This window comes from Ensifer sp. D2-11 (genome assembly GCF_054161295.1).
This window is the reverse complement of sequence record NZ_CP096433.1, coordinates 2,382,493-2,407,337: the sequence shown is the minus strand read 5'-3', so window position 1 is coordinate 2,407,337 and position 24,845 is coordinate 2,382,493. Positions and strand designations below refer to the sequence as shown.

Sequence of the window (24,845 nt, the reverse complement as noted above, 5' to 3'; positions counted from 1 at the left end):
CGGCCGTGCGCATTGTCGGTGGAGAATTCCGCGGCCGCACGCTGGCCGCGCCGAAATCGGACGATATCCGCCCGACCACGGACCGCACGCGCGAGAGCCTGTTCAACATCCTGAGCCACGCCTATCCGGAGGCGCTTGACGGAACGCGCGTTCTCGATCTTTTCGCGGGCACGGGGGCCGTCGGGCTCGAGGCGCTATCGCGCGGTTGCCGGCAGGTTCTCTTCGTCGAGCAAGGGGTCGAGGGACGCGGGCTGCTGCGCATCAATATCGAGGCGCTCGGCCTTCAGGGCCGGGCCAAGATCTTTCGCCGCGACGCGACAGATCTCGGGCCGGTCGGGACGATGGAGCCGTTTCATCTGGTGTTCGCAGATCCGCCCTATGGCAAGGGTCTCGGCGAACGCGCTCTGAGCGCGGCCGCCCGCGGCGGTTGGCTCGTTCCGGGTGCCCTTGCAATCCTGGAGGAGCGCGCGGACGTCCGGCCGCAGTTTTCCGAAAGTTTCGAATCGGTCGATGAACGCGCCTTCGGCGACACGCTGATGCATTTTTTGCGCTTCCGAGGCGCCTGAGATCGGCGCAAAGTCGGCCGGAGCGGCTCAGATTCCGCGTGATCTCGGCCTGCCCGTCGTGCAGGATGGCCGATGACGGAGGTGGCGATGGAGCAGAACCTATCCACGATACGCAAAGCCGCGGGTAGCGAGGGAGAGCCGACCATCGCGCTTGCGCTCGGCGGAGGCGGTGCGCGGGGACTTGCCCACATCCATGTCATCGAGGCGCTCGATGAGATGGGGCTCCGCCCCGCAGTCGTGGCCGGTTCGTCGATCGGCGCCCTCATGGGCGCGGGCGTGGCCGCTGGCATGAGCGGGAAGGAAATCCGCGAACACGTGCTTTCGACCGTCGGCCGGCGTGGGGAGGTGCTCAACCGCCTATGGCGACTGAGGCCGACCAGTCTTGCCGAGGCTGTGGCGAGCGGTTTCCGCGTCGGCCAGTTCAATATAGAGCGCGTGCTGAAGGCCTTCCTGCCCGAGGCGGTGCCTCTCCGCTTCTCGGATCTGGCACTCCCCCTTAAAATCATCGTCACGGACTATTACGGGCAGACGGAGCGGGTATGCGAAAGCGGCGACCTCTACAAGGCGCTCGCTGCCTCCTGCGCCCTGCCGGCGGTCTTCATGCCGGTGAAGATCGACGGCCGCGTGATGATCGACGGCGGCATCTATAATCCGATCCCCTTCGATCACCTGCGCGGACTGGCAGATATCGTCGTCGCCGTCGATGTCGTCGGCGGGCCGGACGGCGACGGCGAGACGATCCCGAGCCGTATCGACAGCCTGTTCGGCGCGACCCAGTTGATGATGCAGTCGATCATCACCATGAAGATGCAGGCCGGCGCACCGGATATTCTCCTGCGTCCCGATGTCGGACGGTTCCGCGTGCTCGATTTCCTGCGCGCCCAGGAACTGCTTGCCGCCACCTGCGGGACCAAGGACGAGGTGAAGCGCGCGCTGGCAGAGCGCATCGATCGGTGGAGGAAAGGGATATAAGGCCGGGCACGAGCTTCCACAGCTGCCCCTCATCCGCCTGCCGGCACCTTCTCCCCGCAGGCGGGGCGAAGGGACTCGCAGCACTGCCTTCGCCACGATGACCGTCGTCGTATCATCGGGCACGTCCTCTCTTTCCGTCAGAACGGGGAGAGGGCTAGGGTGAGGGGCCAATGAACTGTTGGCCGGCGGTGATGCCCTCCGCTTCCTGCGGGACCAGCTGCGCGAGCGTTACGCCGCCGGGATATCGGTTTGCGAGAAATCGCTTCCCTTGAAGAGAAGCGGTTCATTTGTCAGAAAGGCCAGGGCATAGGAAAAACAATCACCGAAATTCAAACCGGCCGGATGACGGCCTTTGCCGAAACGGCGCCAGGCACGGCGGGCCTGGTCCATATGCTCGGCGGTTACCGCAACAATCTCCACGTTTGCCTTGTAAAGCCAAAGATCAAGTTCCGCTCCGGCAGCTTCGCCTAACCGGGTTTCGATTACCATGGCTGCTTCCAGAGCGGTTGCCGCGGAGATGAGCCGAACCGGGTCGTCCGCGATTTTTTCGCGGAAACTTCCGGCCTCCTGTTCATTGAAGGCAATCGCGGCAATGGCGGATGTGTCGATGACCATTATGAGGGGAGTCCATCCTCGTCATAACCGATAATGTCATCGGAGCTGCGACTGTCGAGGACGGGCATGGCATTCCAGCGGCGTTGAATGGCTTCCAGATCCTCCAGAAGAGCCGCGCGCCGGGCAGCGGTGTCGGTTCGGCGCAATCGTTCTTCGAGGGCACGCTTGGTGGCAAGCGTGATGGATTCCCCTGTCCGCCGGGCAAGTGTGCGGGCAAGCTGCTCGGTTTCAGTGTCCTTGATGCTCAGCGCCATCAGATGCTTCCTGGTTCCTGTCGATCTATATTCTACCAGAATGGCGCATTGATATCCAGAACGCACGTCCATATGCGGCAGCAGGGCCGGTCAATGGGTGGTGACGCGGACTTCCTGGGGGTCATGTCGGCCCTGAGATCACTCCGCCTTTTCCAGCGTCTCGTCGGCAAGATCCGCCAGAGCGTCGTCAGGCTGCGTGACTTCACGCTTCGGCTTTACCAGCGGTTCCGGCCGGACGGGCCTTGAATGCAGCATGTCGCGGCCGGCGGTGATGCCCTCCGCTTCCTGGAGCACCAGCCTTGCCTCGTCGCGGCGGCGGATATCGTCCATGATGCCAATGGCTTCATCGCCGTTCACGCCGAGCGCCTCGAGCGTCTTGCGGCCAAAAAGCAGACCCGACTCGAACGTCTCGCGCAATTCGTAGTCGACCCCCCGCGCGCGCAGTTCCAGCGTGTGCTGGCGGTCGTAGGAGCGCGCGAAGATGCGGGCATTCGGGTATTCGGCATGGACGAGATCGATGATCTTGTCCGTGACCTCCTTTTTCTGCGTGCATACGGCGACGATCTTCGCCTTCTCTATCCCGGCCGCCCTCAAGACGTCGAGGCGTGTTCCGTCGCCGAAATAGATGCGGAAGCCGAATGTGGCCGCCTGACGCACGCGCGCCGCGGAATGGTCGATGATCGTTACGTCGCGGCCCCCGGCGAGCAGGATCTGCGAAGCGATCTGGGCGAAGCGGGAAAAACCGATCATCAGCACGTCGGCGCCGGCGCCGGCGCCTTCGAAATCCTCTTCGATTTCCTCGGCCAGTTCGTCCTGCTTGTGCATCAGCCGCCTGGAGAGCATCGCAGCCACCGGCGTCAGCGCCATGGAGAGCGTGACGATTGCGACGAGCAGCGAGGAGGTGGCTTGCGAGAAGACGCCGGCCGCAGCGGCGGCGGTAAAGAGCACGAAGCCGAACTCGCCGCCCTGCGGCAGAAGCAGGCCGATGCGGACGGCGTCGTTATGGCGTGAGCCGGTAGCCCGGCACAGTCCATAAAGGACCAGACTCTTCACCAGCATCAGCACGGGCACCGCGATGATGATGCTCAGCAGGTTCTCCGCCACCACCTGGAGCTCGAGCGACAGGCCGACCGCCATGAAGAAAAGCGCCTGGAGGATACCGCGGAAAGGCTCGATGTCGGCCTCCAGCTCGTGGCGATAGGACGATTCCGCCAGCAATACGCCGGCAAGGAAGGCGCCCATCGCCATGGAAAGGCCGGCGAGCTGCATCATCGTCGCCGCGCCCATGACGACGAGAAGCGCGGCTGCGATCATGACGTCGCGCGCCCCCGTGCGCGCGATCACCTGGAAGAGCGGATTGAGGAGATAACGACCGGCGGCGAAAAGCGCGGCCACGGCGGCGATCGCGATCGCGAAATCCTCGAGCGGCGTGGTCGTGTCCTCCGGCGCTTGCGCCGCCATCAGCGGAATGATGGCAAGCAGAGGCACGATCGCCAGGTCCTGGAGCAGGAGAATGGAGAAGGCGCGTTGGCCGTAGCGCGTGTTGGTATCGTTGTTTTCCTCCAGGATCTGCATGGCGAAGGCCGTGGAAGAAAGCGCCAGGCCGAACCCGGCGACGATGCTGCCGGCGCCTTCGAGAAGACCGCTGAACGCGATCAGGAACGAAAGAACGGCGCCGGTGATCACGACCTGCGCCGTACCGAGACCGAAAATGTCGCGCCGCATCTGCCACAGCCGCGACGGTTTCAGCTCGAGGCCGATGATGAACAGCAGGAAGACGACGCCAAGTTCCGAGACATGCAGGATCTCTTCGCCTTCCGTGATTTGCTGGGCGACGGGACCGATCAGGATGCCGGCAGCGAGATAGCCGAGGATGGTGCCGAGCCCGAGACGCTTGAACAGCGGCGCTGCGATCACGGCGCCGGCAAGCAGCATGAGCGCCTGCGAATAGATTATCGTTGTCGTTTCCATGCTCGGTGCTTCCGCTATAACGGCCGGGGGGGCCCGTGGGGGGAGGGCTTGTTCGGCCGGATATCATTTTGCTGCTGGGGCGGGAATCACGATGATGCCCTTGATGCATGCTTCAGTGCACAATAAATGGGACAGGAATGAAAGGCCAAAATCATGTCTGAGACGATCGATTCCGCCGTCCTCGAGCAACGCGCCGCCGAGCTTGTCGATCAGGCCCGCCGCGCCGGCGCGGATGCCGCAGATGCCGTGGTGGTGCGTGGCCGCTCCCGTTCCGTTTCGGTGCGGCTCGGCAAGGTGGAGGCGACGGAAGCTTCCGAGAGCGACGATTTCTCGCTCAGGGTCTTTGTCGGGCGGCGCGTCGCCAGCGTTTCCGCCAATCCGGGCTTCGATTTGAAGGTCCTGGCAGAGCGTGCGGTGGCGATGGCCAAGGCGTCGCCCGAGGATCCTTACGCTTCGCTCGCCGACCCCGATCGCCTGGCGAAGTCCTATCCGGATCTCGAACTTTTCGACAGTCGCGACGTATCGACCGAAGCACTCACGGAGGCGGCGCTCGCCGCCGAAGGGGCCGCGCTTTCGGTCGCCGGCGTCACCAATTCCAGCGGGGCCGGCGCATCGGCCGGCATGGGCGGGCTCGTGCTCGTCACGTCTCATGGTTTTTCCGGCTCCTATATGGCCACCCGTTTCGGCTGCTCCGTCAGCGCGATCGCCGGCGAAGGCACCAAAATGGAGCGCGACTATGATTTCGACAGCCGCCTCTATTTCGATGAGCTCCGCACTGCCGAGGATATCGGCCGCGTCGCCGGCGAGCGGGCGGCGGCCCGCGTCAATCCCCGCCGCGTCGCGACGCAGAAGAACGTTACGGTGGTTTTCGATCCGCGCGTCGCACGCGGCTTCGTCGGACACCTGGCGGGAGCCATCAACGGCGCGTCGGTTGCCCGCAAGACGAGCTTCCTGCGCGACATGATGGGCAAGCAGATCATGAAATCGGGCATTGCCGTTACCGACGATCCGTTGATCGTCCGCGGCGCCTCCTCGCGTCCTTTCGACGGGGAGGGGGTCAGCGGCTCGAAACTGTCGATGGTCGAGGATGGCGTGCTGCGCCATTGGTTCCTGTCCACGTCCGCAGCCAGGGAGCTCGGCCTCGAAACCAACGGGCGCGGCGTTCGCGGCGGGCCGGCGGTCAGCCCGGCCTCGACCAATCTCGCCCTCGAGCCCGGCTCCATCTCGCGCGATGACCTGATCCGCGGCGTCGGCACCGGCTTCTATGTCACCGAGCTCATCGGCCAGGGTGTCAACATGGTGACGGGCGAATATAGTCGCGGCGCCTCCGGCTTCTGGATCGAAAACGGCGAAATCCTCTATCCCGTTTCCGAGGTCACGATCGCCTCCAATCTCAAGCAGATGTTCATGGCGCTGACGCCGGCCGACGACATCGACAGGAAGTTCGGCATCGCCGCGCCGACGCTTGCGGTCGAAGGGATGACCATCGCCGGAACATGAATGTGGGCGGCGCGTTGCACTACTGCATGTTTCCTTTAATCGTATCCGATTAAAGGACAAAAACATGCAGCAGATCAAAGTGCTACAGCGCCGCGTGTAAGGATTTGCATGTCAGAAACAGCCTTTTCGATCCTCCCGGCCTGGGACGAGGACCTCGAACTCATTCTTACTGCTGCAGTCGCGGCGGGCGACACTGCGCTCGGCTATTTCCGCAAGACGCTGGACGTCCGCTGGAAAAATGAGGGCCGTTCCCCGGTGAGCGAGGCCGACCTCGCCGCCAACGACATCCTCAAGGGGCGGCTGCTCGCTGCACGGCCGGACTATGGCTGGCTTTCGGAGGAGACCGACGACGACGAAAGCCGCCTCGTCCGCGAGACCGTCTTTGTCGTCGATCCCATCGACGGCACCCGGGCCTTCATCGCCGGCAAGGATCTCTGGTGCGTCAGCGTCGCCGTGGTCCACCGTGGCCAGCCTGTGGCCGGCGTCCTCTATGCGCCCTCCCTCAACGAGATATTCCAGGCGACCCGCGATGGCGAAGCGCGGAAGAACGGCAAGGCGATTGCCGTGCGGGAGGCGGAATCCGGCGCGGTGCTGAAGGTGGCGGCGGCCGAGGATGTCATGGGCAGGCTGGCATTACCCTATCGCAACACGATGATGCGCGTGTCGCACGTACCGTCGCTCGCCTATCGTCTTGCGATGATCGCGGATGGCCGCATCGACGGTACGATCGTCAAGCGGAATTCGCACGATTGGGATTTAGCGGCCGCCGACCTCATCCTTTCGCGCGCCGGCGGGGCGCTTTGCGGTCTCGATGGCGAGCCCCTGTCCTACAACCGCCCGACTGTCATCCACGGCGTTCTGGGGGCCGCCTCGGGAACCGCGCTGCCGGCATTGCTCGCCGCCTCCAGGTCGCTTGAGCCCCATTGACCTTTAGGGGCGAATGCCGCAAACCACCCCAACACCAATAAGAACACAGATGGAACTTCGATGGCTCACGACTCCGAGAAAAAACAACGGCTGCACCTCGTCTTCGGCGGCGAACTGGCGACGCTAACCGGCGTGCAGTTTCGCGACCTCGAAAATCTGGATATCGTCGGCATCTTCCCGGACTACGAGAGCGCGCATGTCGCCTGGAAAGCCAAGGCCCAGATGACCGTCGACAATGCGCATATGCGCTACTTCATCGTCCACATGCATCGCCTGCTCGATCCGGAAGCGAAGTAATGCCGTCGGCGTCGGACGCGGCGGAGGGCAAGCGTTCATGAGCAGCCTGCGCGCAAGGCTGGCACTTTCCGGCTATCGCTGGCTCGGAACGGCCGTCTATCCCTTCTTCTGGTCCTATCTTGCGCTCCGCGCGGCGAAGGGCAAGGAGGACCCGGCACGCCGGCGCGAACGCTATGGCTATGCCAGTGCGCCGCGTCCCCAGGGCCCCCTCGTCTGGTTCCACGCAGCCAGTGTCGGAGAGACGAATGCAGTCACTCCGCTGATCAAGGAGATCCGCCGCCGCGGCATCGCCGTGGTGCTGACCACCGGTACGACGACCTCGGCGCGGGTCGCCGCAGAGCGATTGGGCTCGGCCGTCGTGCACCAGTATGTGCCGCTCGATTTCAAGCCGGCGGTGAGCCGTTTCCTGGAATATTGGCAGCCGGATCTGGCAATCATCGCAGAATCGGAAATCTGGCCGATGACGATCATCGAGCTCGGCCGGCGCCATATTCCGCAGGTTCTGGTCAATGGCCGCCTTTCCGACCGCACCTTCGCCCGATGGAGGCGCCGGCCGTCGCTTGCCGATGCTCTCTTCGAAAATCTCGCGCTCGTCATCGCTCAGTCCGATGTCGATGCGGAGCGTTTCCGCACGCTCGGTGCGCTCCCGGTCACCGTCTCCGGCAACCTCAAGGTGGACAACGAGGCGCCGCCGCACGATCCCCGGGACCTGCGCGAATACCGCCAGCAGATCGGTGCGCGAAAGACCTGGGCTGCGATCTCGACCTTCGAGGGTGAGGAGAATGCGGCCGGGACGGTCCACCAGGCGCTGAAGGAGAGAACCGGCCTGCTGACGATCATCGTTCCTCGCCATCCGGAGCGTTGCGACGCGATCGAGGCTGCCCTGGTCGCGAAGGGGTTGAAGGTCGCGCGCCGCACGCGCGGCGATCCGGTCACACCTGAAGTCGACATTCTACTCGGGGATACGATCGGCGAGATGGGGCTCTATCTGAGGCTGACGGAAGTCGCTTTCGTCGGACGTTCGCTATTCGCCGAGGGCGGCCAGAACCCGCTCGAGCCGGCAATGCTCGGCTGCGCGGTGCTTTCCGGCGGAAACGTTCAGAATTTCCGCGAGACGTACCAGATGCTCGCCAAGAACGGCAGCGCCAAGATCGTGCGCGATACGGAGATGCTCGCCAAGGGCGTCAACTACCTGCTCGCCAACGACGACATGCGTCGCTCGATGATCGATGCCGGACTCGAAACCGTGCAACAGATGCGGGGCGCGCTGACGGCGACGATGAAGGGGCTCGATCCCTACATCAACCCGCTGGTGGTGAAGGCGCGGCTGGAGCCGCGCCCGGAAGCCTGAAAACCGAAGCCTGAAGCCTCGATTCTGGAAGGGATCATGCCCGCAACGAAACCGATCGCCGGCATATTGTTCGACAAGGACGGCACCCTTCTCGATTATGTGAAGAGCTGGGTGCCGGTGAATTACGAGCTGGCGCGGATCGCCGCCAAGGGCAACGAGAGCCTCGCGCGTGTCCTCCTTCAGGCGGGCGGGATGGATCCGGACACAGGACATGTCGTTCCCGACAGCCTGCTTGCGGCCGGCAATACGGTGGAGATTGCCACCGGCATGGTCGGCGCCGGCGCGCCGTTTACCGTGGGAGAATTGACGGCGCTGTTCGACGGGCTCTTTGCACAATCCGCGCATTATGCCGTGCCCGTGACCGATCTCGCTTCCTTTTTTGCCGGGTTGCACGCGAAAGGTTACCGGCTCGGCGTCGCCTCGAGCGACAACGAGCGGTCGATCCGGGAGACCGCCAAGCGCTTCGGCTTCGAGGACTACCTGCATTACGTCGCCGGCTACGACAGCGGCTTTGGGACAAAGCCGGAGCCCGGCATGGTGCTCGGGTTTTGTGCCGCAACGGGGCTTGCACCCGACCAGGTGGCCGTGGTCGGCGACAACAATCACGACATGCATATGGGCCGCAGTGCCGGCGTCGGCATGACGGTTGCCGTTTTGACCGGCACGGGATCGCGCCAGTCGCTTGCCGCGGCTTGCGACCACTGCCTCGCCGATATCACCGAGCTGGAAGCGGTGCTCACCAACTGATCGGCTTGCCTTTTTCTCCGTTCTGACGTTCTTTGTCGCCGGTCACACCGCTCACGGCCGATGCCGGCGGCGGAAAGTTCTGGATTTGCCCTTCCTGCCCACGAGGTGCAGGAGCGGCCGCACGGATATTTACGGGTAAAGATGGTATCAGAAGCGCCCCCGTTCTGGTGGACCAAGGCCGACTGGCGCGCCTACGCTCTTTGGCCCTTTTCCTGGGTGTACGGCCGGATTGCCGGGATGCGCATGGACCGGGCGCGGCGGGCGACCTCCGCCGTACCGCTGATCTGCATCGGCAACTTCACCGTCGGCGGAGCCGGAAAGACGCCGACGGCGATCGCGATTGCGCGGGCCGCCAGGGCACGGGGCCTGAAGCCCGCTTTCCTGAGTCGCGGCTATGGCGGATCGCTGGACGTCACGACCGTGGTCGACCCCGAGCACCATCGCGCGCGCGATGTCGGCGACGAGCCGCTGCTGCTTGCCCGCGAGGCGCTGACCGTGATCTGCCGGCGCAGAGTGGATGGCGCACGCAAGCTTGCCGCGGAAGGCGCTGACATCATCATCATGGATGACGGATTCCAGAGTGCCCGGCTCGTCTTCGATTTCGCCCTTCTCGTGGTCGATTCCGGCCGCGGTATCGGCAACGGCCATCTCGTGCCTTCCGGCCCCGTTCGGGCGCCGATCGGCAATCAGCTGCGCCATGCCAACGCTCTCCTGAAACTCGGCCACGGTTCCGCCGCCGATCCTCTCGTCCGCCGGGCGGCCCGGGCCGGCAAGCCCGTCTATGTGGCCGAAACGGTGCGCACGGATGCAGGGTCGCTCGACGGCGTCAAGGTCCTTGCCTGGGCCGGAATTGCCGATCCGGAGAAGTTCTTCAAGACCGTTCGCGAGACCGGCGCGGTCATCGAAGAGACCCGGAGCTTCCCGGATCACCATCATTTCTCCGAGGACGAGATTGCCGACCTCATCGACCGCGCCGCAAGCCGGGGCTACACGCTGGTGACCACGGCCAAGGACATGGTCCGTCTGGAGCCCGGCCACGGGCGGGCAGGGGAACTGGCGGCAAAGAGCCGCGTGATCGAGATCGAAGTGCGCTTCGACGATCCGGCAGCGCCGGGAAAGATCATCGACGCGGCACTTGCCTCCGCCCGTGCCCGCCGATTGCGCGAGCGCAAGGCGGGCTAATGCTGGTTATGGAGGGCATCGTGCTGGGAAGGCAAAGTTGCAGATATGGTCGCCGACGGGGATGAAGCTTCCGGTGTTCATTACGGCAAGCGGGCGAGGGGCTGACAGAAGAGTGAAGTGCTCTATGGCTGCTGACCCGGCAAAACGCCGGCGCGTCGGTCAGCCTCGAGCGAGGCGGCAGCATCCACGTAAGCTTCCTGGCGGGCGACACTCCAGTAACGCAGTTCATCGACCGGAACGGGCTTGCCCGTAACGGCACAGATCACGTGCGAGCCGGCAAGTACGACTTGGAAGTCTCCGTCGAGATAGCGGATCTTCGCCTCCCGGGAGGAGCTTCCTTCAAAACGGTTCATCATGCCTGAACGGGCCTCGTCTTCTCGTGAACGTCCTGATCTATCGTGGCGCTCTGCAAAAAACCAGCGGTTTCGGAATATGGTTCCGGCAGGTTCTCAACTCCGGCCGAAAAGCCGCTCGATGTCGGCGAGCTTGAGTTCGATATAGGTCGGCCGGCCGTGGTTGCATTGGCCGGAGCCGGGCGTCGCCTCCATCTGGCGAAGCAGGGCGTTCATCTCCTCGGTGCGCAGGCGGCGGCCGGAGCGCACGGAGCCGTGGCAGGCCATGGTGGCGGCCAGATATTCGAGCCGCCCGGCAAGTCCACTGGCCGTGTCCCATTCCGCAAGCTCGTCGGCAAGCTGCCGCACCAGTCCGGCGGCGTCCATCTCGCCGAGCATCGCCGGCGTTTCCCGCACGGCGACCGCCGCCGGGCCGAAGCGCTCGATGGCGAGCCCGAGGCGTGTGAACTCCTCGGCATGCGCGATCAGCCGGTCGCAATCGTCTTCCGGCAGGTCGACGATCTCCGGGATGAGCAGTGCCTGCGCGGGCACCGGGCGGGCATGGAGCGCCGTTCGCATCGTCTCGAAGACGAGCCGCTCATGGGCGGCGTGCTGGTCGACGATGACGAGGCCGTCGTCGGTCTGGGCGACGATATAGTTTTCGTGAAGCTGGGCGCGGGCGGCGCCAAGCGGGAAGGAGGCCGCCTGTCCATCGGTGGCCCGCGTCGCCTCCACGGCGGCGGCAGCGCTGCGGGCCGACGGCTGGGCGAAATCAGAGAAGGCCGCCTGGGGTGCTTCTGCAAAACCGCGCGCGGCCTCTTCGAAGCGCAGCGGCCGATAGGGCGAGGCGGCTGCACTCCAGGGTTCCTGCGGCGTTCGCTGGTCTGCGCGGTGGAACTCGGGGCGGAAGGCGCGCATCAGTCCATGCGCCCCGGTCGTCGCCGCCCGGTCGCCCTCACGCGTCAACGCCTCGCGGATGGCGCCGATGATCAAGCCGCGGATCAGTCCGGGATCGCGGAAGCGCACGTCCGATTTCGCCGGATGGACATTGACGTCAACAAGAGCCGGATCGAGCGTGATCGACAGCACCGCGATCGGGTAGCGCCCCTGCGGGATGGTCTCGGCATAGGCGGCGCGGAGAGCGGACATGAGCAGCTTGTCCTGGACCGGGCGGCCGTTGACGAAGGCATATTGCTGAAGCGAATTGCCGCGGTTGAAGGTCGGGACACCGGCAAAGCCCGTCAGCCGCGCACCCTCGCGCTCGGCGTCGATCTCGATGGCATTGTCGCGGAAGTCGCGGCCGAGCACTTGCGCCATCCGTGCCAGCCGGTCGTCGCCTGTTGCGGGGAATTCGAGCGTCGTGCGATCGGAGCCGGAAAGCACGAAACGCACTCTCGGAAAGGCGATCGCCATACGCCGGACGACTTCCGAGATCGCAGCCGCCTCGGCCTTTTCCGACTTCATGAATTTCAGCCGCGCCGGGGTCGCGAAGAAGAGGTCGCGCACCTCGACCACGGTGCCTACGATAGCGGCCGACGGGCGTGCGGGTTCGCTCCTGCCGCCGGTGACCGTGATCGCAGCGCCTTCCCGGGCCTCCGCCGTCCTCGTGGTGATCGACAGGCGCGCCACCGATCCGATCGAAGGCAGGGCTTCGCCGCGGAAGCCGAGCGTCCGGATGTCGGCGAGGCTGTCATCGAGCTTGGAGGTGCAATGTCGGCGGATCGCCAGTTCGAGATCGGCCGGCGACATGCCGATGCCGTTGTCGGTGACCCTGAGGAGCGTCTTGCCGCCACCGGCGGTCGCGATCTCGATCCTGGTCGCGCCCGCATCGAGCGCGTTCTCGATCAATTCCTTCGCGGCGCTCGCCGGTCGTTCGATGACTTCGCCGGCGGCGATCTGGTTGATGAGCGTTTCGGAAAGTTGCTTGATGGCCATGCCCTATTTTCCAGGATTCGGAGAGGGAGGGAAAGCCCCGCGCTCACACTTCTCCATAGCTGTCGGCCGGTACCTGCAAAAAGCAGGATTGCGACTTAATCGGGCTTTAACGTTCTGCTGCAATTTTCCACAGCAACCTGAATGATCGTCGGGTTTTTGCCTCTGGAGCACCGCGGCGTTGCTGGACGCCGCCCGCATCCCTTCAAGGATGCCCCAAAGGCGGCCAGCATGTCCCGAAATGAAACCGCTGCTGATCGGTTCGCCGGACCGTAACCGGGCCGGGAAGGCCGTTCAGCAGTCAGAGTGCTACAGCACCCGTTATGCGTCCGAGGACGGCTGGCGCTGTAGCGGGAACGAGGGCAGCGCGATGAATGATGTGGCGTCGGGCGGCGCAGACATCAGCAGGATCATTCTGGAGGCAAGCGGCGAAACGCTTGGCGCCGCCTTGCTCGTTTTCGGCCGGGACGACACCATCACCTTCGCGAGCGCCTCGATACTGCAATTTTTCCCCGTGCCCGCCGGCATGCTGATTCCCGGGACGCGGCTGCGCGATTTTTTGGGGGCGGTCTACGATACCGGCGTGCGCCCCGGAACCTTGCCGGAGTCCAGCCGGCACAGGCCGAACCGCGAAGACTGGATCGCCGAGCAGATGGCGCTTCACTGGCGGGAGCGCTACGAAAATGTCGAACGGGCCGGCCGGACGCGCTGGCTCTCTCTGCGTCAGCGGCGGCTGTCGAGCGGTATCGGTATTCTCGCCGTCAGCGATGTCTCCGAACAGAAGAAGCGCGACGAGCAGGCCCGGACCGATCTCCAGCGGATCGCCCTGACGGAAGAGATCCTCAACGCTCAACCCAATCCCATCTGCGTCAAGGACCGTAACCTCCACTACATCGCCGTAAACAAGGCCTTCAGCGCCATCCACGATCTCGCGCCGGACGCCATGCTCGGACGTTCCGCCTCGGATCTCGTAGAAACGGAGCTTGCGGAGCACTTCGAACGGTCGGATCGCCACGTCCTGGAGACAGGCACGCCGTATTCGGAGGCGGAGCATATCGTTCGCGCCGACGGCAGCGACCTTTGGGTCGTGACGCGCAAATATCGTGTCGGCCTGCCCGACCGCCATTTCGTCGTCACCTGCATGAACGACGTCACCGATATCGCCGTCTGGTATGGCGGCTCGCAAAGGGGCGGCGACACCGGCCTGCAGATCCGCGACTACAGCATCTTCACGCCCGCGCAGAATTTCTACGATCCCTTCCGGTCGCTCGACATGCAGCAACTCGCCAGTGCCGGATCGAAGATCGGCATGCTGCCGGCACGCGGCTTGCGCGTGCTTCTTGCGACCGCCGACCGGGAAATGGAAGAGCGATTCGTGGCGCGGCTGCGCGGCTCCGGGCTCGACGCCTGTGCGGTCCGCAATGGCGAGGAGCTCGACGCCTTCGCACTGGCCGCCGAGGCCCGCGGATTGGAGATCGACCTTCTTCTGCTCGACGCCGCTTTTCCGGAGAAGCATGGCGTCCTCGCCTCCTGGCGCGCCTGCACATGGGTCGAGGTATCGAGCGATACGGATGCCACGGTCCTGCTTGCGGAGATCTTCGGCGTCTGTGCCCGCGGCGCGCGTCCTCCGTTGCTGCAGTCCCAATGGGGGATGGCGCTCGACCGCGATCAGGTGCCCGCGACGAATGCGCCGGCGGTGGAAGTCCTCGTCGCGGAGGACAACCAGGTCAACCAGTTCGTCTTCGCGCAGATTCTGGAGGGGCTCGGGATCTCCCACCGGATCGCCGCGGATGGAAGAGAAGCGGTGGACCTCTGGCACGAACTCCAGCCCGCCCTGGTCCTGATGGACGTCTCCATGCCGGTGATGAACGGCTTTGAAGCCGCTATTGCCATTCGACAGGCCGAGAAGCGCGCGGGCCGTCGCACGCCGATCGTGGCCGTGACCGCCCAGGCGCTCGATATCGACCTCGAGCGCTGCAGGACATCGGGAATGGACGACCACATCATGAAGCCGGTCAGCCCGGATATGATCGAGATGCTGCTGCGGAAATACCTGCCTGCGGGTGAAACGCGCGCTTCGGGTTCCGGTCGGAGCGGATCGCAATGACATTGCAGGAACTCGGTATCGATCGGCCGAAGCGCGACAGTACGCATGGCGCCCCGTTCGTCGATCCATTGACCGAACTCGGCAATGCACGCCACCTCAAGCAAACCGTTTGCACCCTCGCGGCCGAACGGGCAAGCGATCCCGCACCCTTTACCATCGGCCTTGCAAACCTGGATGGATTCAAGCCGATCAACGACCTCTTCGGCCCTGAGGCCGGCGACCAGATCCTGCGTCAGGTGGCACACCGGCTGAAGGCCTGCGTTCCCGAGGGCGCGACGGTGACGCGTACCGCGGATGACGAATTCGCCATCGTCCTGCCGCTGGTCTTTGAACGAAGGAGTGCGGAGAAGCGCGGCCAGATGCTCAAGGAAGTGCTCTCCTCGCCCTTCGCGCTCGGCGACCGGAACGTTCGGCTGTCGGCCTCGTTCGGCTTTGCTGTCTATCCCTTTGCCGGAGACACGTTCGACGACCTGTTGAAGAGCGCCGATACCGCGCTCTACCGCTCGAAACGGCGCGGCCGCGGACAGATCACCGTCTATTCGCAAGAGATCGCACAGGAGATGAAGCACGCGACGCAGCTTGAGCAGGCACTGCGCAACGCGATCATCGCCGGTGGGATCGATGTCCACTTTCAACCGATCGTCGATCTGCGCAGCGACCGTCCGGTGGGCTTCGAGGCGCTGGCACGCTGGTGCGACGCCGACCTCGGCTATGTCTCGCCAGCGGTGTTCGTGCCTTTCGCGGAAGAGCGCGGCTTCATCGACGCGCTTTCCGAGATGCTTCTGCGCAAGGCGGCGCGGGCTGCCCTGTCCTGGCCGGAGGACCTCTTCCTGTCCTTCAACCTGTCCTCGGTCCAGCTGATGGATCCGGCGACGAGCGCTCGGCTTCTGGCAATCATAGCTCAGGTGGGCCTCGACCCCCGGCGCCTCGAACTCGAGATCACCGAGACCGCTGCGATGGCCGACGCCGGCACCGCCCAGAGGATCGTCACCGAATTGAGAGCGGCCGGCGTGCGCGTGTCGCTGGACGATTTCGGAACGGGTCAGTCGAGCCTCGGGCGGCTCAGGGATTTTTCCCTCGACAAGGTGAAGATAGACCGGACCTTCGTTTCGGGGATTTCCACCGACCGGACTTCAGAACATATCGTCAAGGCGATCGTTTCGATGTGCGAGGGACTGGAACTCGCCGTGGTCGCCGAAGGCATCGAGCATTCATCCGAGGCGCTGAAGCTCAAAGCGCTCGGCTGCGGCCTGGGACAGGGCTATTTCTACGGCAAGCCCGCCGATGCCGATGCGACCCTGCGTTACCTTTCGGAGCATTATCGGGATACGGCGGTGCGCTGAAGCGCCTCATGCCCGATCGCGGTGTCGGTCCCCGGACGGTCGCGCAGGCCCTCCTCCAAAAGCCAGTCGCGAATGCGCCGCGCCTGACTGTTGAGTTCGCGTGACCGCGGCCAGACGACGTAGAAGGCCTGGCCCGTCCGCAGCACATGCCCGCCGACCGGCACCAGCGCGCCGGAGCGCACCTGTCGGGCGGTCAGATGCTCCCAGCCGAGCGCGATGCCCTCTCCCGCCAGAACGGCCTGGATCACGAGCACGTAATCGTTGATCGCGAGGCGCTTGCCTTGGGTCGGGTAGGCAAGGCCCGCGCTCGCGAACCATTCGGTCCAGTCGCAGGCCCGCCTTACCGGTTCTTCGAGGTGGATGAGATTGTGCCTGATGAGGTCCGCGGGCGTTGCCGGCAGCCCATGCGTCTCGATATAGGCCGGTGTCGCCACGGCCTGGATGACTTCATCGGCCAGCACCGCCGCATGATAGCGCGGCCAATGGCTGGGATCCCCGCCGCGGATTCCGAGCGGGATCGGCTCATCATCCAGATCGAGGTCGCGCACGCTGGTCTGGATGCGAAGGTCGATCTCCGGCAGGTCTTCGCGCAGCCGGGCGAGCCGCGGCAGCATCCACATGGAGGCGAAGGCCGTCGACGCCGCCAGCGTCACGTTGGTCTCGCGCCCCTTGGCGCGGATGTCTTCGGCCGACTTCTGGATCCGCGCGAGGCCGACCGAGACATCCGCGTGAAACTTCTCTCCGGCTTCCGTCAGTTCGACCGCCCGGTGCACCCGGTGGAACAGCGGCACGCCCAGCTGGTTCTCGAGTCCTCGAATGGCGTAGGACACCGCCGCCTGAGTCATTCCGAGCTCACTGGCGGCGCGTGTGAAGTTCTGATGCCGGCCGGCCGCCTCGAAGACGATGAGGCTTGCGGCCGACGGGAGGAGACGGCGCAGGTTTTCCATAAGTACCACTTATATCAAGCGTCGAATTTTTCCTGCGTTACAACAGCCTCTCTCGTCAATACCATCATTGCAAATGATGGGAGATTGATCATGGAAATGGCGGAAGCAACCGGCGATGCGCCGAAACGGACCCGGAGCGGGCGACCGCAGCGGCGCGAGGGCAGCAAGAATCTCGGCGTCCCCTACATCGTCCGCAATATACCGACCTATGACATCCTCGGCGAGGAGAACTTGGAGCGGATCGAGCAGGTGGCCGACCGCATTCTCGCCGAAGTCGGCATCGAGTTTCGCGACGATCCGGTGGCGCTCGACCACTGGCGGCGCGCCGGGGCAAAAATCGAAGGCCTTCGCGTCAGCTTCGAGCCGGGCATGCTGAAAGAGATCGTCCGCTCGGCGCCGGCGCAATTCACGCAGCACGCCCGCAACCCGGCCCGCAGCGTCGAGATCGGCGGCCGAAACGTGGTTTTCTCTCCGGCATACGGTTCTCCCTTCGTCATGGATCTGGACAAGGGCAGGCGCTACGGCACCATCGAGGACTTCCGCAATCTGGTAAAGCTCGCCCAGTCGAGCCCCTGGCTGCACCACTCCGGCGGCACCATCTGCGAACCGTGCGACGTGCCGGTGAACAAACGCCATCTCGACATGGTCTACAGCCACATAAAATACTCCGATCGCGCCTTCATGGGGTCGATTACCTCGGAGGGACGTGCCGAGGATTCGATCGAAATGGCCCGCATTCTTTTCGGCGCCGATTTCGTCGACGGGAACTGTGTCATTCTCGGCAATGTCAACGTCAACTCGCCGCTCGTCTGGGACGGCACGATGACGAAGTCGCTGCGGGCCTATGCCCGCGCCAACCAGGCTGCGGTGATCGTGCCGTTCATTCTCGGCGGCGCGATGGGGCCGGTCACCAATGCCGGGGCGATCGCGCAATCCTATGCCGAAACGCTTGCCGGCTGTGCACTGACGCAGCTCGAACGCAAGGGCGCGCCGGTCATCTTCGGCAACTTTCTGTCGTCGATGTCGCTCCGCTCGGGCTCGCCGACCTTCGGCACGCCGGAGCCGGCAATCGGCAGCATGGTCATCGGCCAGCTCGCGCGCCGGCTCGGCCTGCCGTTGCGCTGCGCCGGAAACTTCTCCAACTCAAAGCGACCGGATGCTCAGGCGATGCAGGAAGGCGTCATGTCGATGCTTTCAGCGGTCCATTGCGGCGCCAATTTCGTCCTGCATTCGGCAGGCTTTGCCGACGGGCTGCTGGCGATGTCCTACGAGAAATTCATGATGGACATGGATTTCTGCGGGGCACTGCATTCCTACCTTGCCGGCGTCGTTGTCGATGACAATACGCTGGCCATGGACGCCTTCCTGGAGGTGGGTCCGGGCAGCCACTTCCTTGGCTGCGGCCACACGATGCGCAATTATCAGACCGCCTTCTGGGACAGCGCCCTTTCCGACAACGAACCATTCGAGAAATGGGTGGAACAGGGCGAAACCGACATGGCGCTGCGCGCGAACAGGAGCTGGAAGAAGGCTCTCGCCGAATACGAGGCGCCGCCCTTGGATGCGGCAATCGACGAAGCGCTGAACGACTATGTCGCAACGCGCAAAAACGGCATGGCCGACGCCTGGTATTAGAGCCTCCCGCCGCGTCGCCACCCGACGACGGAAAGCGGCGCCATGGGCGCCGCTCCAGTCGTTCGCTTTTAGAGCCTACGGCTTACTGCTGAGGGGCAGGTTCCGCAGGCGCCGGTGCCGGGGTTGTACCCGTTGCGGAAGTCGTCGACGTATCGACCGGCTGGTCGGCGTTACGCTCGGCCATCAGCTGCGATTTCGTCTTGAACTCCGGTGCGGCCTTCAGAGAGTCGGCCGTTTCGGTGGTCGTCAGCTTGATGTCATCCGAGTCGGGCTGGTCGGCGACTGCGATCTTGTCGAACGGAACTGCGACGTTCTTTTCCCCGATACCGAGGAAGCCGCCAACTCCGACGACAGCTGCAGCGATACCGCCTTCCTTCTCGATGATCAGGTCGTTGATCTCGCCGATGCTTTCATCGCTGGCATTGTAGACGGACTGGCCGATATAGGTGTTGGCGGAAACTTGATTCTCCGCCTGCTCAGTCAGGTAGGAGGCGTCACCAGCCGCCAGATCGGTCGTCTTGTCTGCCGTATCCGGTGTCTGCGCCTGCTCGTCGGCGGCCGGCGGTGTAGCCGGGGCCGGAGCCGGAGCCGGTTCCATGGTCTGGGTTTCAGGTGCCGTAGCCGGCGGCGTCGTGGTTTGCTGTGCGAAGCTCATCGGGGCAACGGCAACGCCCACGAGAAGCGCGCCAGCGGCAACGGAAGATATAAGTCTCTCTTTCATGTCAGACTGCCTTTCGTTGACGTTGTCGACCAGGACGGGACGAAAGTTTTGTGCGGGTTTCCGCCCGCATCCCGTTCTGGCTCTTTGGTATCGATCACGGCGAAATCACCGTGATCAGGCGCAGCCTCAAGTTGGGCCAGGGATGCTGCGCCGATGACACTCAAGCAACGCCCGGCAACGCAAACTGTTCCGGAAAAAATGAACGCCCAAAGTCGGCTGGCGCAAGGCTTTTCATGCTTGCCGCCCAAAAAACAGCTGCGCCGCAGGTTCGGGGGAACATGCGGCGCAGGAACATCGCATAAGAGTTGTCTTCGGGTCGATCGCCTTTCATGATCTCAGAACGAACCGACCTAAGATCATCGTGATCTAGTGGCTTTCGCGGAGAACCTCGCTGCCGCTCTTGCCGACGAGGAAATCGAGGTCCGCGCCCTTGTCGGCCTGCAGCACCGTGTCGTGATAGAGTTTGTAATAGCCGCGATGCCATTTCTGTTCGGGCGGCTGCCAGGCCGCCATGCGGGCCGCCAGTTCTTCCTCGCTGACGAGAAGGTTCAGCTCGCCTTTCAGGGCGTCGAGGCGGATCCGGTCGCCGGTCCTGACGATCGCCAGGGGCCCGCCTGCATTGGCTTCGGGGCTCACATGGAGAACGACGGTGCCGAAGGCGGTGCCGGACATGCGCGCATCGGAGATGCGCACCATGTCGCGCACGCCCTTTTCCACGAGCCTGCGTGGAATCGGCATGTTGCCGACCTCTGCCATGCCGGGATAGCCCTTCGGTCCGCAACCCTTGAGCACGAGGATCGTGTCTTCGGTGACCGGCAGGTCGGGATCGTCGATCTTGGCCCTGAGGTCTTCGATCGTGTCGAAGACATAGGCCGGTCCCTCGTGGGCGAGCAGGTGTTCGCTTGCTGCAGACGGCTTGATCACCGCACCGTTGGGCGCAAGATTACCCTTCAGCACGCGAATGCCCGCCGCCGCACGCAACGGGTTGTCGAGCGGGCGGATGACGTCGTCGTTATAGACCTCCGCGGCCTCCCAATATTTGCTGATCGGAACGCCGAAAACCGTCGGTGCGTCGGGATGAAGCAGGTGCTGGATACGGTTCATCACGGCCGGCAGGCCGCCCGCATAGGCGAGATCCTCGATGAGATACTTGCCCGACGGCATGCAGTTGACGATGCAGGGCACCTGACCGCCTACCCGATCGAAATCCTCGAGACAGAGGTCGATACCCGCGCGCCCGGCGATCGCCAGCATGTGGACCACGGCATTGGTCGATCCGCCGACGGCGGCATTGGCGATGATGCCGTTCTCGAAGTTCTCCCTTGTCAGGATTTTCGACAGCCTGAGGTCCTCATGCACCATCTCGACGATGCGCTTGCCGGTCATGTGAGAGAGGGCCATGCGGCGGGCGTCGACCGCGGGCAGGGCGGCGTTCGTCGGAAGCGACAGGCCCATGGCTTCCACGATCGACGCCATCGTCGTCGCCGTGCCCATGGTCATGCAGACACCCGGCGAGCGCGACATGCCGCTTTCGGCGGCCATGAATTCCTGCAGGCTCATTTCGCCGGCGCGCACCGCTTCGGAAAACTTCCAGACATCCGTGCCCGAACCGATATCCTTGCCCTTCCACTTGCCGTTCAGCATGGGGCCGGAGGAAACGACGATCGTCGGGAGGTCGACCGAGGCCGCCCCCATCAGCTGGCCGGGGGTCGTCTTGTCGCAGCCGCCGAGCAGCACGACGCCGTCGATGCCGTAGGCGCGGATAGCCTCTTCGACATCCATTGCGAGCAGGTTGCGGAAGAGCATGGCGGTCGGACGCATCTGCGTCTCCCCGAGCGACGACACCGGAAATTCGACCGGAAAGCCCCCCGCCTCCCAGACGCCGCGCTTCACCCCTTCGGCGAGGATACGCAGATGGCTGTTGCAGGGCGTGAGCTCCGACCAGGTGTTGCATATGCCGATGATCGGCCGGCCGTCGAAAACATGGTCGGGAAAACCCTGATTCTTCATCCAGGACCGATGAATGAAACCATCCTTGTGCGTGCCGCCGTACCAGTGACGGCTTCTCAGTTCTTTTTTCTTGTCGCTCATCCGAGCACTCCTTCCCAACGCGATTCACCGCGATGGAGCAATTGTATGATTTTTCGCCGGCGCGACGCCAGTCTTTGTTGGTCGGCGGGATTTAAAGTCGGAATGCCGGCTCGAAGCGCCCTTTGACCTCGATCCCGAGCTCGAAGGTTTTCCCGGCATGCGGGTCGGCTGCCCGTGCGGCGTCGTCCATGCCTTGCCAGGCAGAGGTCACCAGAAGCCGTTCGGCCTTGGCGCCGACGAAAGCCGGGCAGCTCGGCTGCGTCGCCGGCACGGCGTAGCGGGCGACCTTCTGGCCGTCGGGTTTATAGACCTCCACGGCGCTTGCGCCCCAGCGGGCGTTCCAGATCAGCCCATCGGCATCGCAGACGGCGCCGTCGACGCCGCCCGGGCTCGTGCTTTCGTCCGAAAGCAGCACCGGATCGCCGGTCGGGAGCGCCGTCGCCGGATCTATGTCGACGCGCATCAGCTGGTTGACGTCGGTATCGGTGAAATAGGCGGTCGCCCCATCCGGAGAAAAGCAGATCGCATTGGGAATGGTGATGTTGCTATAGAGCTTCGTGACGCGGCTGCCGGCAACGTGGTAGATCGCACCCGCATGCTTCTCGGCGCTGCGCCCCATGGTGCCGATCCAGAGCGCGCCGCAGGGATGGACGCGTCCGTCGTTGGAGCGGTTGCCCGGCTTTTCTTCAAGCGTGGCGAAGTGGCCGAGCTTCGAGCTCTCGGTGTCGCGCACGAAAAGGCCCTGATCCGAGGCGATCAACTGCCGCAAGGGATCGATCACCGCAAGCACGCTGCCGAGGAAGGGCAGGGGATGGATCGCCTTCCGTCCGCTTTCGAGATGCAGCTCATGCAGCTCGCGGCCTGTTATATTGAACCACCAGGCCGTTCCTGTGCCGGGGTCGAAGGTGGGGCCTTCGCCGAGTTCGGACGCGGCTTCCGAAAGGGTGCGGCCGGAAAAGGGAACGAGATCGGTCACTGCTGGCCTCCATAGACGGCATCATAGGCTGCGAGCGTCGCAATGGCCCGCTGTCGCACATCGCCGGCGCTCATTCCGGGCTTGTAAAGGCTCGAACCCAGCCCGAAGCTGCGGATCCCGATCGCTGCATAGTCGGCGAAATTAACCTCCGACACGCCGCCGACCGCCGCGATCTCGAGATCGCCCGGCAGCACCGCGCGGATCGCCGCGATGCCGGAGGGGCCGAGCACGCTTGCCGGAAAGAACTTGAGGCCGCTGGCTCCGGCGGCGGCAGCCGCCAATGCCTCCGTCGGCGTGAAAACGCCGGGCATCGTGACCATGCCTTTCGCTGCGGCAAGTCGGATGACTGCCGGCTCGACATTGGGGCTCACCATCAGCCGCCCGCCGACATCGGCGAGGCGTTCCACCTGGGCCGTCGTCAGCACCGTACCGGCGCCGATAAGGCACCCGGCCGGAGCCATCTTGACGGCCGTCTCGATGGAGCGAAACGGGTCGGGCGAATTCAGCGGGATCTCGATCGCCGTGAAGCCTGTTTCGATAAGGGCGCCGACGACGCCTTCCGCCTCCTCCGGCTTTAGACCGCGCAGGATCGCGATCAGCGGGCGTTCCATCGGGGGCAGGGGGATTCTGTCCATGTTCTTTCTTTCCATCACAAAGGCCAAATCGTACGGGCGGCAGCGGAAAGACCGGCCCGCACCGCCTCGTCGGCGTCGACCGCCCGGACGTTGAGGCCCTGGCTTTCGAGGGCAGTACGATAAAGCGTGCCGAGACCACCGGAGCCGACGAGACATACGCCGTCCACCGAGCCCGACCCCGCGAGCGCTCCGGCGATCTCCAGGCCGATCAGGGTCCCGGACAATTGCGCTCTCGCGTCGGCGGCGGCGGTGCCGTGCAGAAGCTGCCCGGCACGAACGGAGAAAAGCAGATTGGTTGCGAGCGCCGGGTTCTCCCTCGTGCGGCTTACTGCATCCGTAAAGGCTGCACTCCCGGCCGCGAAGGTATCCGCTTCTGCCACCGCATGGCTGAGGATGGTGTGGCGCGCGATGGTGTCGAAGAGCTCGCCGGTCATGAAGGTGGAGAAGCCCTCGACCCTGTCGTCGGCAAGACGAACCCATTTGCTGTGCGTGCCAGGCATGCAGACGAGATGGCTGCCGGCGCCGAGATGCGCGGCAGCGCCGAGCAGCTGCGTTTCCTCGCCGCGCATGACGTCCGGATGCCGTCGGTCGCGCTGGGCAAGGCCCGGGAGGATGCGGATGTCGCGGTCGACATCGGGAATGGCTGTGGCACGGCCGGCAATCTCGGCGAGTGCTGCCGGCGTTTCGATATACCCGGCCTCCTTCCAGCCCTGTCGGGCGCCTGCCATGCCGCAGATGATGATCGGCAGATGCGCAGGCGCGGAGACCGCGGCGAGATGGCCGTCAAGAACCGTGTGAAAACCGGTCTTTGCGGCCGTCGTCATGCCCTCGGCGCTGCGGCGTTCGGCCAGCACCGCACCGTCCTCTCCGATGATCCACAGGCGGAAGCTCGATGTCCCCCAATCCACTGCGGCATAATAGCCTGCCGTCGTCAAAACACGCCTCCATCGATGATCATGGCCTGTGCGGTCATCGCCGCCGAACTGTCCGACGCCAGAAAGAGGCAGGGTCCGACGAGATCGTCGGCGACGAGCATGCGCTTGAGGCACTGCCTTTCCTGCATCCGTGCGATCGATTCTTCCGTGAGCCACAAGCGCCGCTGCCGCTCCGTGACGATCATGCCGGGCAGGATCGCGTTGACGCGGATATTGTCCGGTCCGAGCTTGCCGGCGAGCGATTTGGTGAGGCCGATGATCCCCGCTTTGGCGGTCGAGTAGGCCGGGATCTCCGGCATATTGAGCATGAAGGCGATCGAGGAGAAATTGACGATCGATCCGCCGCCTTGCCGCTGCATGTGGGGCGCGACCGCCTGGCACATAAAAAAGAAATGCCTGAGGTTGACGGAAAGACTTTCGTCCCAGCTCTCCTCAGTCACCGCTTCGAGCGCTTGCCGGTCGTCGCGCGCGGCGTTGTTGACGAGGACACGGACGGAGCCGAGTTTGGCCACCGCCTCATCGGCTGCGGCCCGCACGGCCTCGACATTGCGAAGGTCTGCTTGGATGAAATGCGGCGCCTGTCCGGTCTGCGCCGCGACCTTCTCGCAGACCGCCAGGCTCGATTCCGCTGCGATGTCCACGAAGGCGACGCGGGCGCCCTGGCGGGCGAACGCCTCCACCAGTGCGGCGCCTATACCGGAGCCGCCGCCGGTGACCAGAACTCCGCGATCGCGCAGGTCGGGAAACTGGCTGCTCGGCAAAGTCATGGCTTCTCCCCGATACCGCGGCTGCGGGATTGATTGTTCCAG

The 24,845-nt window shown here is 64.3% G+C and carries 23 protein-coding genes; 11 read left to right on the top strand and 12 right to left on the bottom strand.

The genetic code is table 11. The annotated features are described in order from the left end of the window. The first annotated feature begins 5 nt into the window (after positions 1-5). Positions 6-566, top strand: a complete 561-nt coding sequence (gene rsmD / locus M1D34_RS11640) for a 16S rRNA (guanine(966)-N(2))-methyltransferase RsmD (RefSeq protein ID WP_498779132.1) — start codon at positions 6-8, stop codon at positions 564-566. A gap of 72 nt (positions 567-638) precedes the next feature. Then, the gene (locus M1D34_RS11635) at positions 639-1,538 is read left to right on the top strand and encodes a patatin-like phospholipase family protein (RefSeq protein WP_003533692.1); all 900 of its coding nucleotides are present in this window, start codon (positions 639-641) and stop codon (positions 1,536-1,538) included. A gap of 228 nt (positions 1,539-1,766) precedes the next feature. Here the strand turns inward: M1D34_RS11635 and M1D34_RS11630 are convergent, their stop codons facing one another. The 3 genes from M1D34_RS11630 to M1D34_RS11620 all read right to left on the bottom strand — a co-directional run bounded on the left by M1D34_RS11630 (position 1,767) and on the right by M1D34_RS11620 (position 4,378). Further along, positions 1,767-2,153, bottom strand: coding sequence for a type II toxin-antitoxin system VapC family toxin (locus M1D34_RS11630; RefSeq protein ID WP_003533691.1), 387 nt, complete (start codon positions 2,151-2,153; stop codon positions 1,767-1,769). Further along, complete coding sequence (locus tag M1D34_RS11625) at positions 2,153-2,407, bottom strand: type II toxin-antitoxin system VapB family antitoxin (RefSeq protein WP_003533689.1); 255 nt, start codon at positions 2,405-2,407, stop codon at positions 2,153-2,155. The genes M1D34_RS11630 and M1D34_RS11625 overlap by 1 nt, the downstream gene beginning before the upstream one ends. A gap of 138 nt (positions 2,408-2,545) precedes the next feature. Further along, entirely contained in the window at positions 2,546-4,378 is a 1,833-nt protein-coding gene (locus M1D34_RS11620; protein WP_498779130.1) for a monovalent cation:proton antiporter-2 (CPA2) family protein, read from the bottom strand. Between the two features lie 153 nt (positions 4,379-4,531). Here M1D34_RS11620 and M1D34_RS11615 point away from each other — a divergent pair, with 153 nt between their 5' ends. The 6 genes from M1D34_RS11615 (at position 4,532) to lpxK (ending at position 10,382) form a co-directional block, all read left to right on the top strand. Then, on the top strand, positions 4,532-5,878 hold the full coding sequence (locus M1D34_RS11615) for a TldD/PmbA family protein (protein ID WP_027989724.1): 1,347 nt from the start codon (positions 4,532-4,534) through the stop codon (positions 5,876-5,878). Between the two features lie 108 nt (positions 5,879-5,986). After that, positions 5,987-6,805, top strand: a complete 819-nt coding sequence (locus M1D34_RS11610; RefSeq protein ID WP_498779128.1) for a 3'(2'),5'-bisphosphate nucleotidase CysQ — start codon at positions 5,987-5,989, stop codon at positions 6,803-6,805. A gap of 60 nt (positions 6,806-6,865) precedes the next feature. Next, complete coding sequence (locus M1D34_RS11605) at positions 6,866-7,102, top strand: DUF4170 domain-containing protein (protein WP_003533684.1); 237 nt, start codon at positions 6,866-6,868, stop codon at positions 7,100-7,102. A gap of 37 nt (positions 7,103-7,139) precedes the next feature. Further along, complete coding sequence (waaA, locus tag M1D34_RS11600) at positions 7,140-8,453, top strand: lipid IV(A) 3-deoxy-D-manno-octulosonic acid transferase (RefSeq protein ID WP_003533683.1); 1,314 nt, start codon at positions 7,140-7,142, stop codon at positions 8,451-8,453. Between the two features lie 36 nt (positions 8,454-8,489). Then, positions 8,490-9,200, top strand: a complete 711-nt coding sequence (locus tag M1D34_RS11595) for an HAD family hydrolase (protein ID WP_127638802.1) — start codon at positions 8,490-8,492, stop codon at positions 9,198-9,200. 141 nt (positions 9,201-9,341) lie between these two features. Next, complete coding sequence (lpxK, locus tag M1D34_RS11590) at positions 9,342-10,382, top strand: tetraacyldisaccharide 4'-kinase (RefSeq protein ID WP_010968838.1); 1,041 nt, start codon at positions 9,342-9,344, stop codon at positions 10,380-10,382. Positions 10,383-10,504: 122 nt separating this feature from the next. On the opposite strand, the gene M1D34_RS11585 is transcribed toward lpxK, so the two are convergent. After that, on the bottom strand, positions 10,505-10,738 hold the full coding sequence (locus M1D34_RS11585; RefSeq protein ID WP_010968840.1) for a DUF2093 domain-containing protein: 234 nt from the start codon (positions 10,736-10,738) through the stop codon (positions 10,505-10,507). Between the two features lie 93 nt (positions 10,739-10,831). Then, positions 10,832-12,649 carry a DNA mismatch repair endonuclease MutL gene (gene mutL / locus M1D34_RS11580; RefSeq protein ID WP_498779125.1) on the bottom strand — a complete coding sequence of 606 codons (1,818 nt, stop codon included), beginning with the start codon at positions 12,647-12,649 and terminating at the stop codon, positions 10,832-10,834. A gap of 238 nt (positions 12,650-12,887) precedes the next feature. On the opposite strand from mutL, the gene M1D34_RS11575 reads away from it, so the two are divergent. Together M1D34_RS11575 and M1D34_RS11570 are read left to right on the top strand one after the other, a co-directional pair. Then, positions 12,888-14,753 carry a response regulator gene (locus M1D34_RS11575; RefSeq protein WP_498779124.1) on the top strand — a complete coding sequence of 622 codons (1,866 nt, stop codon included), beginning with the start codon at positions 12,888-12,890 and terminating at the stop codon, positions 14,751-14,753. After that, positions 14,750-16,096 carry a putative bifunctional diguanylate cyclase/phosphodiesterase gene (locus tag M1D34_RS11570; RefSeq protein WP_127638798.1) on the top strand — a complete coding sequence of 449 codons (1,347 nt, stop codon included), beginning with the start codon at positions 14,750-14,752 and terminating at the stop codon, positions 16,094-16,096. The genes M1D34_RS11575 and M1D34_RS11570 overlap by 4 nt, the downstream gene beginning before the upstream one ends. Here the strand turns inward: M1D34_RS11570 and M1D34_RS11565 are convergent. Then, positions 16,072-17,043 carry a LysR substrate-binding domain-containing protein gene (locus M1D34_RS11565; RefSeq protein WP_027989716.1) on the bottom strand — a complete coding sequence of 324 codons (972 nt, stop codon included), beginning with the start codon at positions 17,041-17,043 and terminating at the stop codon, positions 16,072-16,074. The two genes, M1D34_RS11570 and M1D34_RS11565, sit on opposite strands and share 25 nt — an antisense overlap. Positions 17,044-17,133: 90 nt before the next feature. Here M1D34_RS11565 and M1D34_RS11560 point away from each other — a divergent pair, with 90 nt between their 5' ends. Further along, positions 17,134-18,678, top strand: a complete 1,545-nt coding sequence (locus M1D34_RS11560) for a trimethylamine methyltransferase family protein (protein ID WP_027989715.1) — start codon at positions 17,134-17,136, stop codon at positions 18,676-18,678. A gap of 82 nt (positions 18,679-18,760) precedes the next feature. On the opposite strand, the gene M1D34_RS11555 is transcribed toward M1D34_RS11560, so the two are convergent. The 6 genes from M1D34_RS11555 to M1D34_RS11530 form a co-directional block, all read right to left on the bottom strand. Next, positions 18,761-19,399, bottom strand: a complete 639-nt coding sequence (locus M1D34_RS11555) for a PRC-barrel domain-containing protein (RefSeq protein ID WP_498779122.1) — start codon at positions 19,397-19,399, stop codon at positions 18,761-18,763. Between the two features lie 366 nt (positions 19,400-19,765). After that, positions 19,766-21,490, bottom strand: a complete 1,725-nt coding sequence (locus M1D34_RS11550) for an IlvD/Edd family dehydratase (protein ID WP_003533670.1) — start codon at positions 21,488-21,490, stop codon at positions 19,766-19,768. A gap of 91 nt (positions 21,491-21,581) precedes the next feature. Continuing rightward, complete coding sequence (locus M1D34_RS11545) at positions 21,582-22,466, bottom strand: SMP-30/gluconolactonase/LRE family protein (RefSeq protein ID WP_127638796.1); 885 nt, start codon at positions 22,464-22,466, stop codon at positions 21,582-21,584. After that, positions 22,463-23,101 (bottom strand): 2-dehydro-3-deoxy-6-phosphogalactonate aldolase, encoded by a 639-nt coding sequence (locus tag M1D34_RS11540; RefSeq protein WP_153312927.1) that lies wholly within the window; start codon positions 23,099-23,101, stop codon positions 22,463-22,465. Before M1D34_RS11540 ends, M1D34_RS11545 begins: the two co-directional genes overlap by 4 nt. Positions 23,102-23,115: 14 nt before the next feature. After that, entirely contained in the window at positions 23,116-24,036 is a 921-nt protein-coding gene (locus M1D34_RS11535; protein WP_015007236.1) for a 2-dehydro-3-deoxygalactonokinase, read from the bottom strand. Continuing rightward, a complete protein-coding gene (locus M1D34_RS11530) occupies positions 24,033-24,803 on the bottom strand; it encodes an SDR family NAD(P)-dependent oxidoreductase (RefSeq protein ID WP_498779120.1) in 771 nt (256 codons plus the stop codon). Before M1D34_RS11530 ends, M1D34_RS11535 begins: the two co-directional genes overlap by 4 nt. Positions 24,804-24,845: the final 42 nt, after the last annotated feature.

What these genes read in the sequence shown, in the direction of transcription:
- waaA (WP_003533683.1), top strand. Translation starts at nt 7,140, where the DNA reads ATGAGCAGCCTGCGCGCAAGGCTGGCACTTTCCGGCTATCGCTGGCTC.
- M1D34_RS11565 (WP_027989716.1), bottom strand. Translation starts at nt 17,043, where the DNA reads ATGGAAAACCTGCGCCGTCTCCTCCCGTCGGCCGCAAGCCTCATCGTC.
- M1D34_RS11635 (WP_003533692.1), top strand. Translation starts at nt 639, where the DNA reads ATGACGGAGGTGGCGATGGAGCAGAACCTATCCACGATACGCAAAGCC.
- M1D34_RS11625 (WP_003533689.1), bottom strand. Translation starts at nt 2,407, where the DNA reads ATGGCGCTGAGCATCAAGGACACTGAAACCGAGCAGCTTGCCCGCACA.
- M1D34_RS11570 (WP_127638798.1), top strand. Translation starts at nt 14,750, where the DNA reads ATGACATTGCAGGAACTCGGTATCGATCGGCCGAAGCGCGACAGTACG.
- M1D34_RS11585 (WP_010968840.1), bottom strand. Translation starts at nt 10,738, where the DNA reads ATGATGAACCGTTTTGAAGGAAGCTCCTCCCGGGAGGCGAAGATCCGC.
- M1D34_RS11605 (WP_003533684.1), top strand. Translation starts at nt 6,866, where the DNA reads ATGGCTCACGACTCCGAGAAAAAACAACGGCTGCACCTCGTCTTCGGC.
- M1D34_RS11540 (WP_153312927.1), bottom strand. Translation starts at nt 23,101, where the DNA reads ATGGACAGAATCCCCCTGCCCCCGATGGAACGCCCGCTGATCGCGATC.
- M1D34_RS11630 (WP_003533691.1), bottom strand. Translation starts at nt 2,153, where the DNA reads ATGGTCATCGACACATCCGCCATTGCCGCGATTGCCTTCAATGAACAG.
- M1D34_RS11620 (WP_498779130.1), bottom strand. Translation starts at nt 4,378, where the DNA reads ATGGAAACGACAACGATAATCTATTCGCAGGCGCTCATGCTGCTTGCC.
- M1D34_RS11615 (WP_027989724.1), top strand. Translation starts at nt 4,532, where the DNA reads ATGTCTGAGACGATCGATTCCGCCGTCCTCGAGCAACGCGCCGCCGAG.
- lpxK (WP_010968838.1), top strand. Translation starts at nt 9,342, where the DNA reads ATGGTATCAGAAGCGCCCCCGTTCTGGTGGACCAAGGCCGACTGGCGC.
- M1D34_RS11595 (WP_127638802.1), top strand. Translation starts at nt 8,490, where the DNA reads ATGCCCGCAACGAAACCGATCGCCGGCATATTGTTCGACAAGGACGGC.
- M1D34_RS11575 (WP_498779124.1), top strand. Translation starts at nt 12,888, where the DNA reads ATGAAACCGCTGCTGATCGGTTCGCCGGACCGTAACCGGGCCGGGAAG.
- M1D34_RS11560 (WP_027989715.1), top strand. Translation starts at nt 17,134, where the DNA reads ATGGAAATGGCGGAAGCAACCGGCGATGCGCCGAAACGGACCCGGAGC.
- M1D34_RS11530 (WP_498779120.1), bottom strand. Translation starts at nt 24,803, where the DNA reads ATGACTTTGCCGAGCAGCCAGTTTCCCGACCTGCGCGATCGCGGAGTT.
- M1D34_RS11550 (WP_003533670.1), bottom strand. Translation starts at nt 21,490, where the DNA reads ATGAGCGACAAGAAAAAAGAACTGAGAAGCCGTCACTGGTACGGCGGC.
- mutL (WP_498779125.1), bottom strand. Translation starts at nt 12,649, where the DNA reads ATGGCCATCAAGCAACTTTCCGAAACGCTCATCAACCAGATCGCCGCC.
- M1D34_RS11610 (WP_498779128.1), top strand. Translation starts at nt 5,987, where the DNA reads ATGTCAGAAACAGCCTTTTCGATCCTCCCGGCCTGGGACGAGGACCTC.
- M1D34_RS11555 (WP_498779122.1), bottom strand. Translation starts at nt 19,399, where the DNA reads ATGAAAGAGAGACTTATATCTTCCGTTGCCGCTGGCGCGCTTCTCGTG.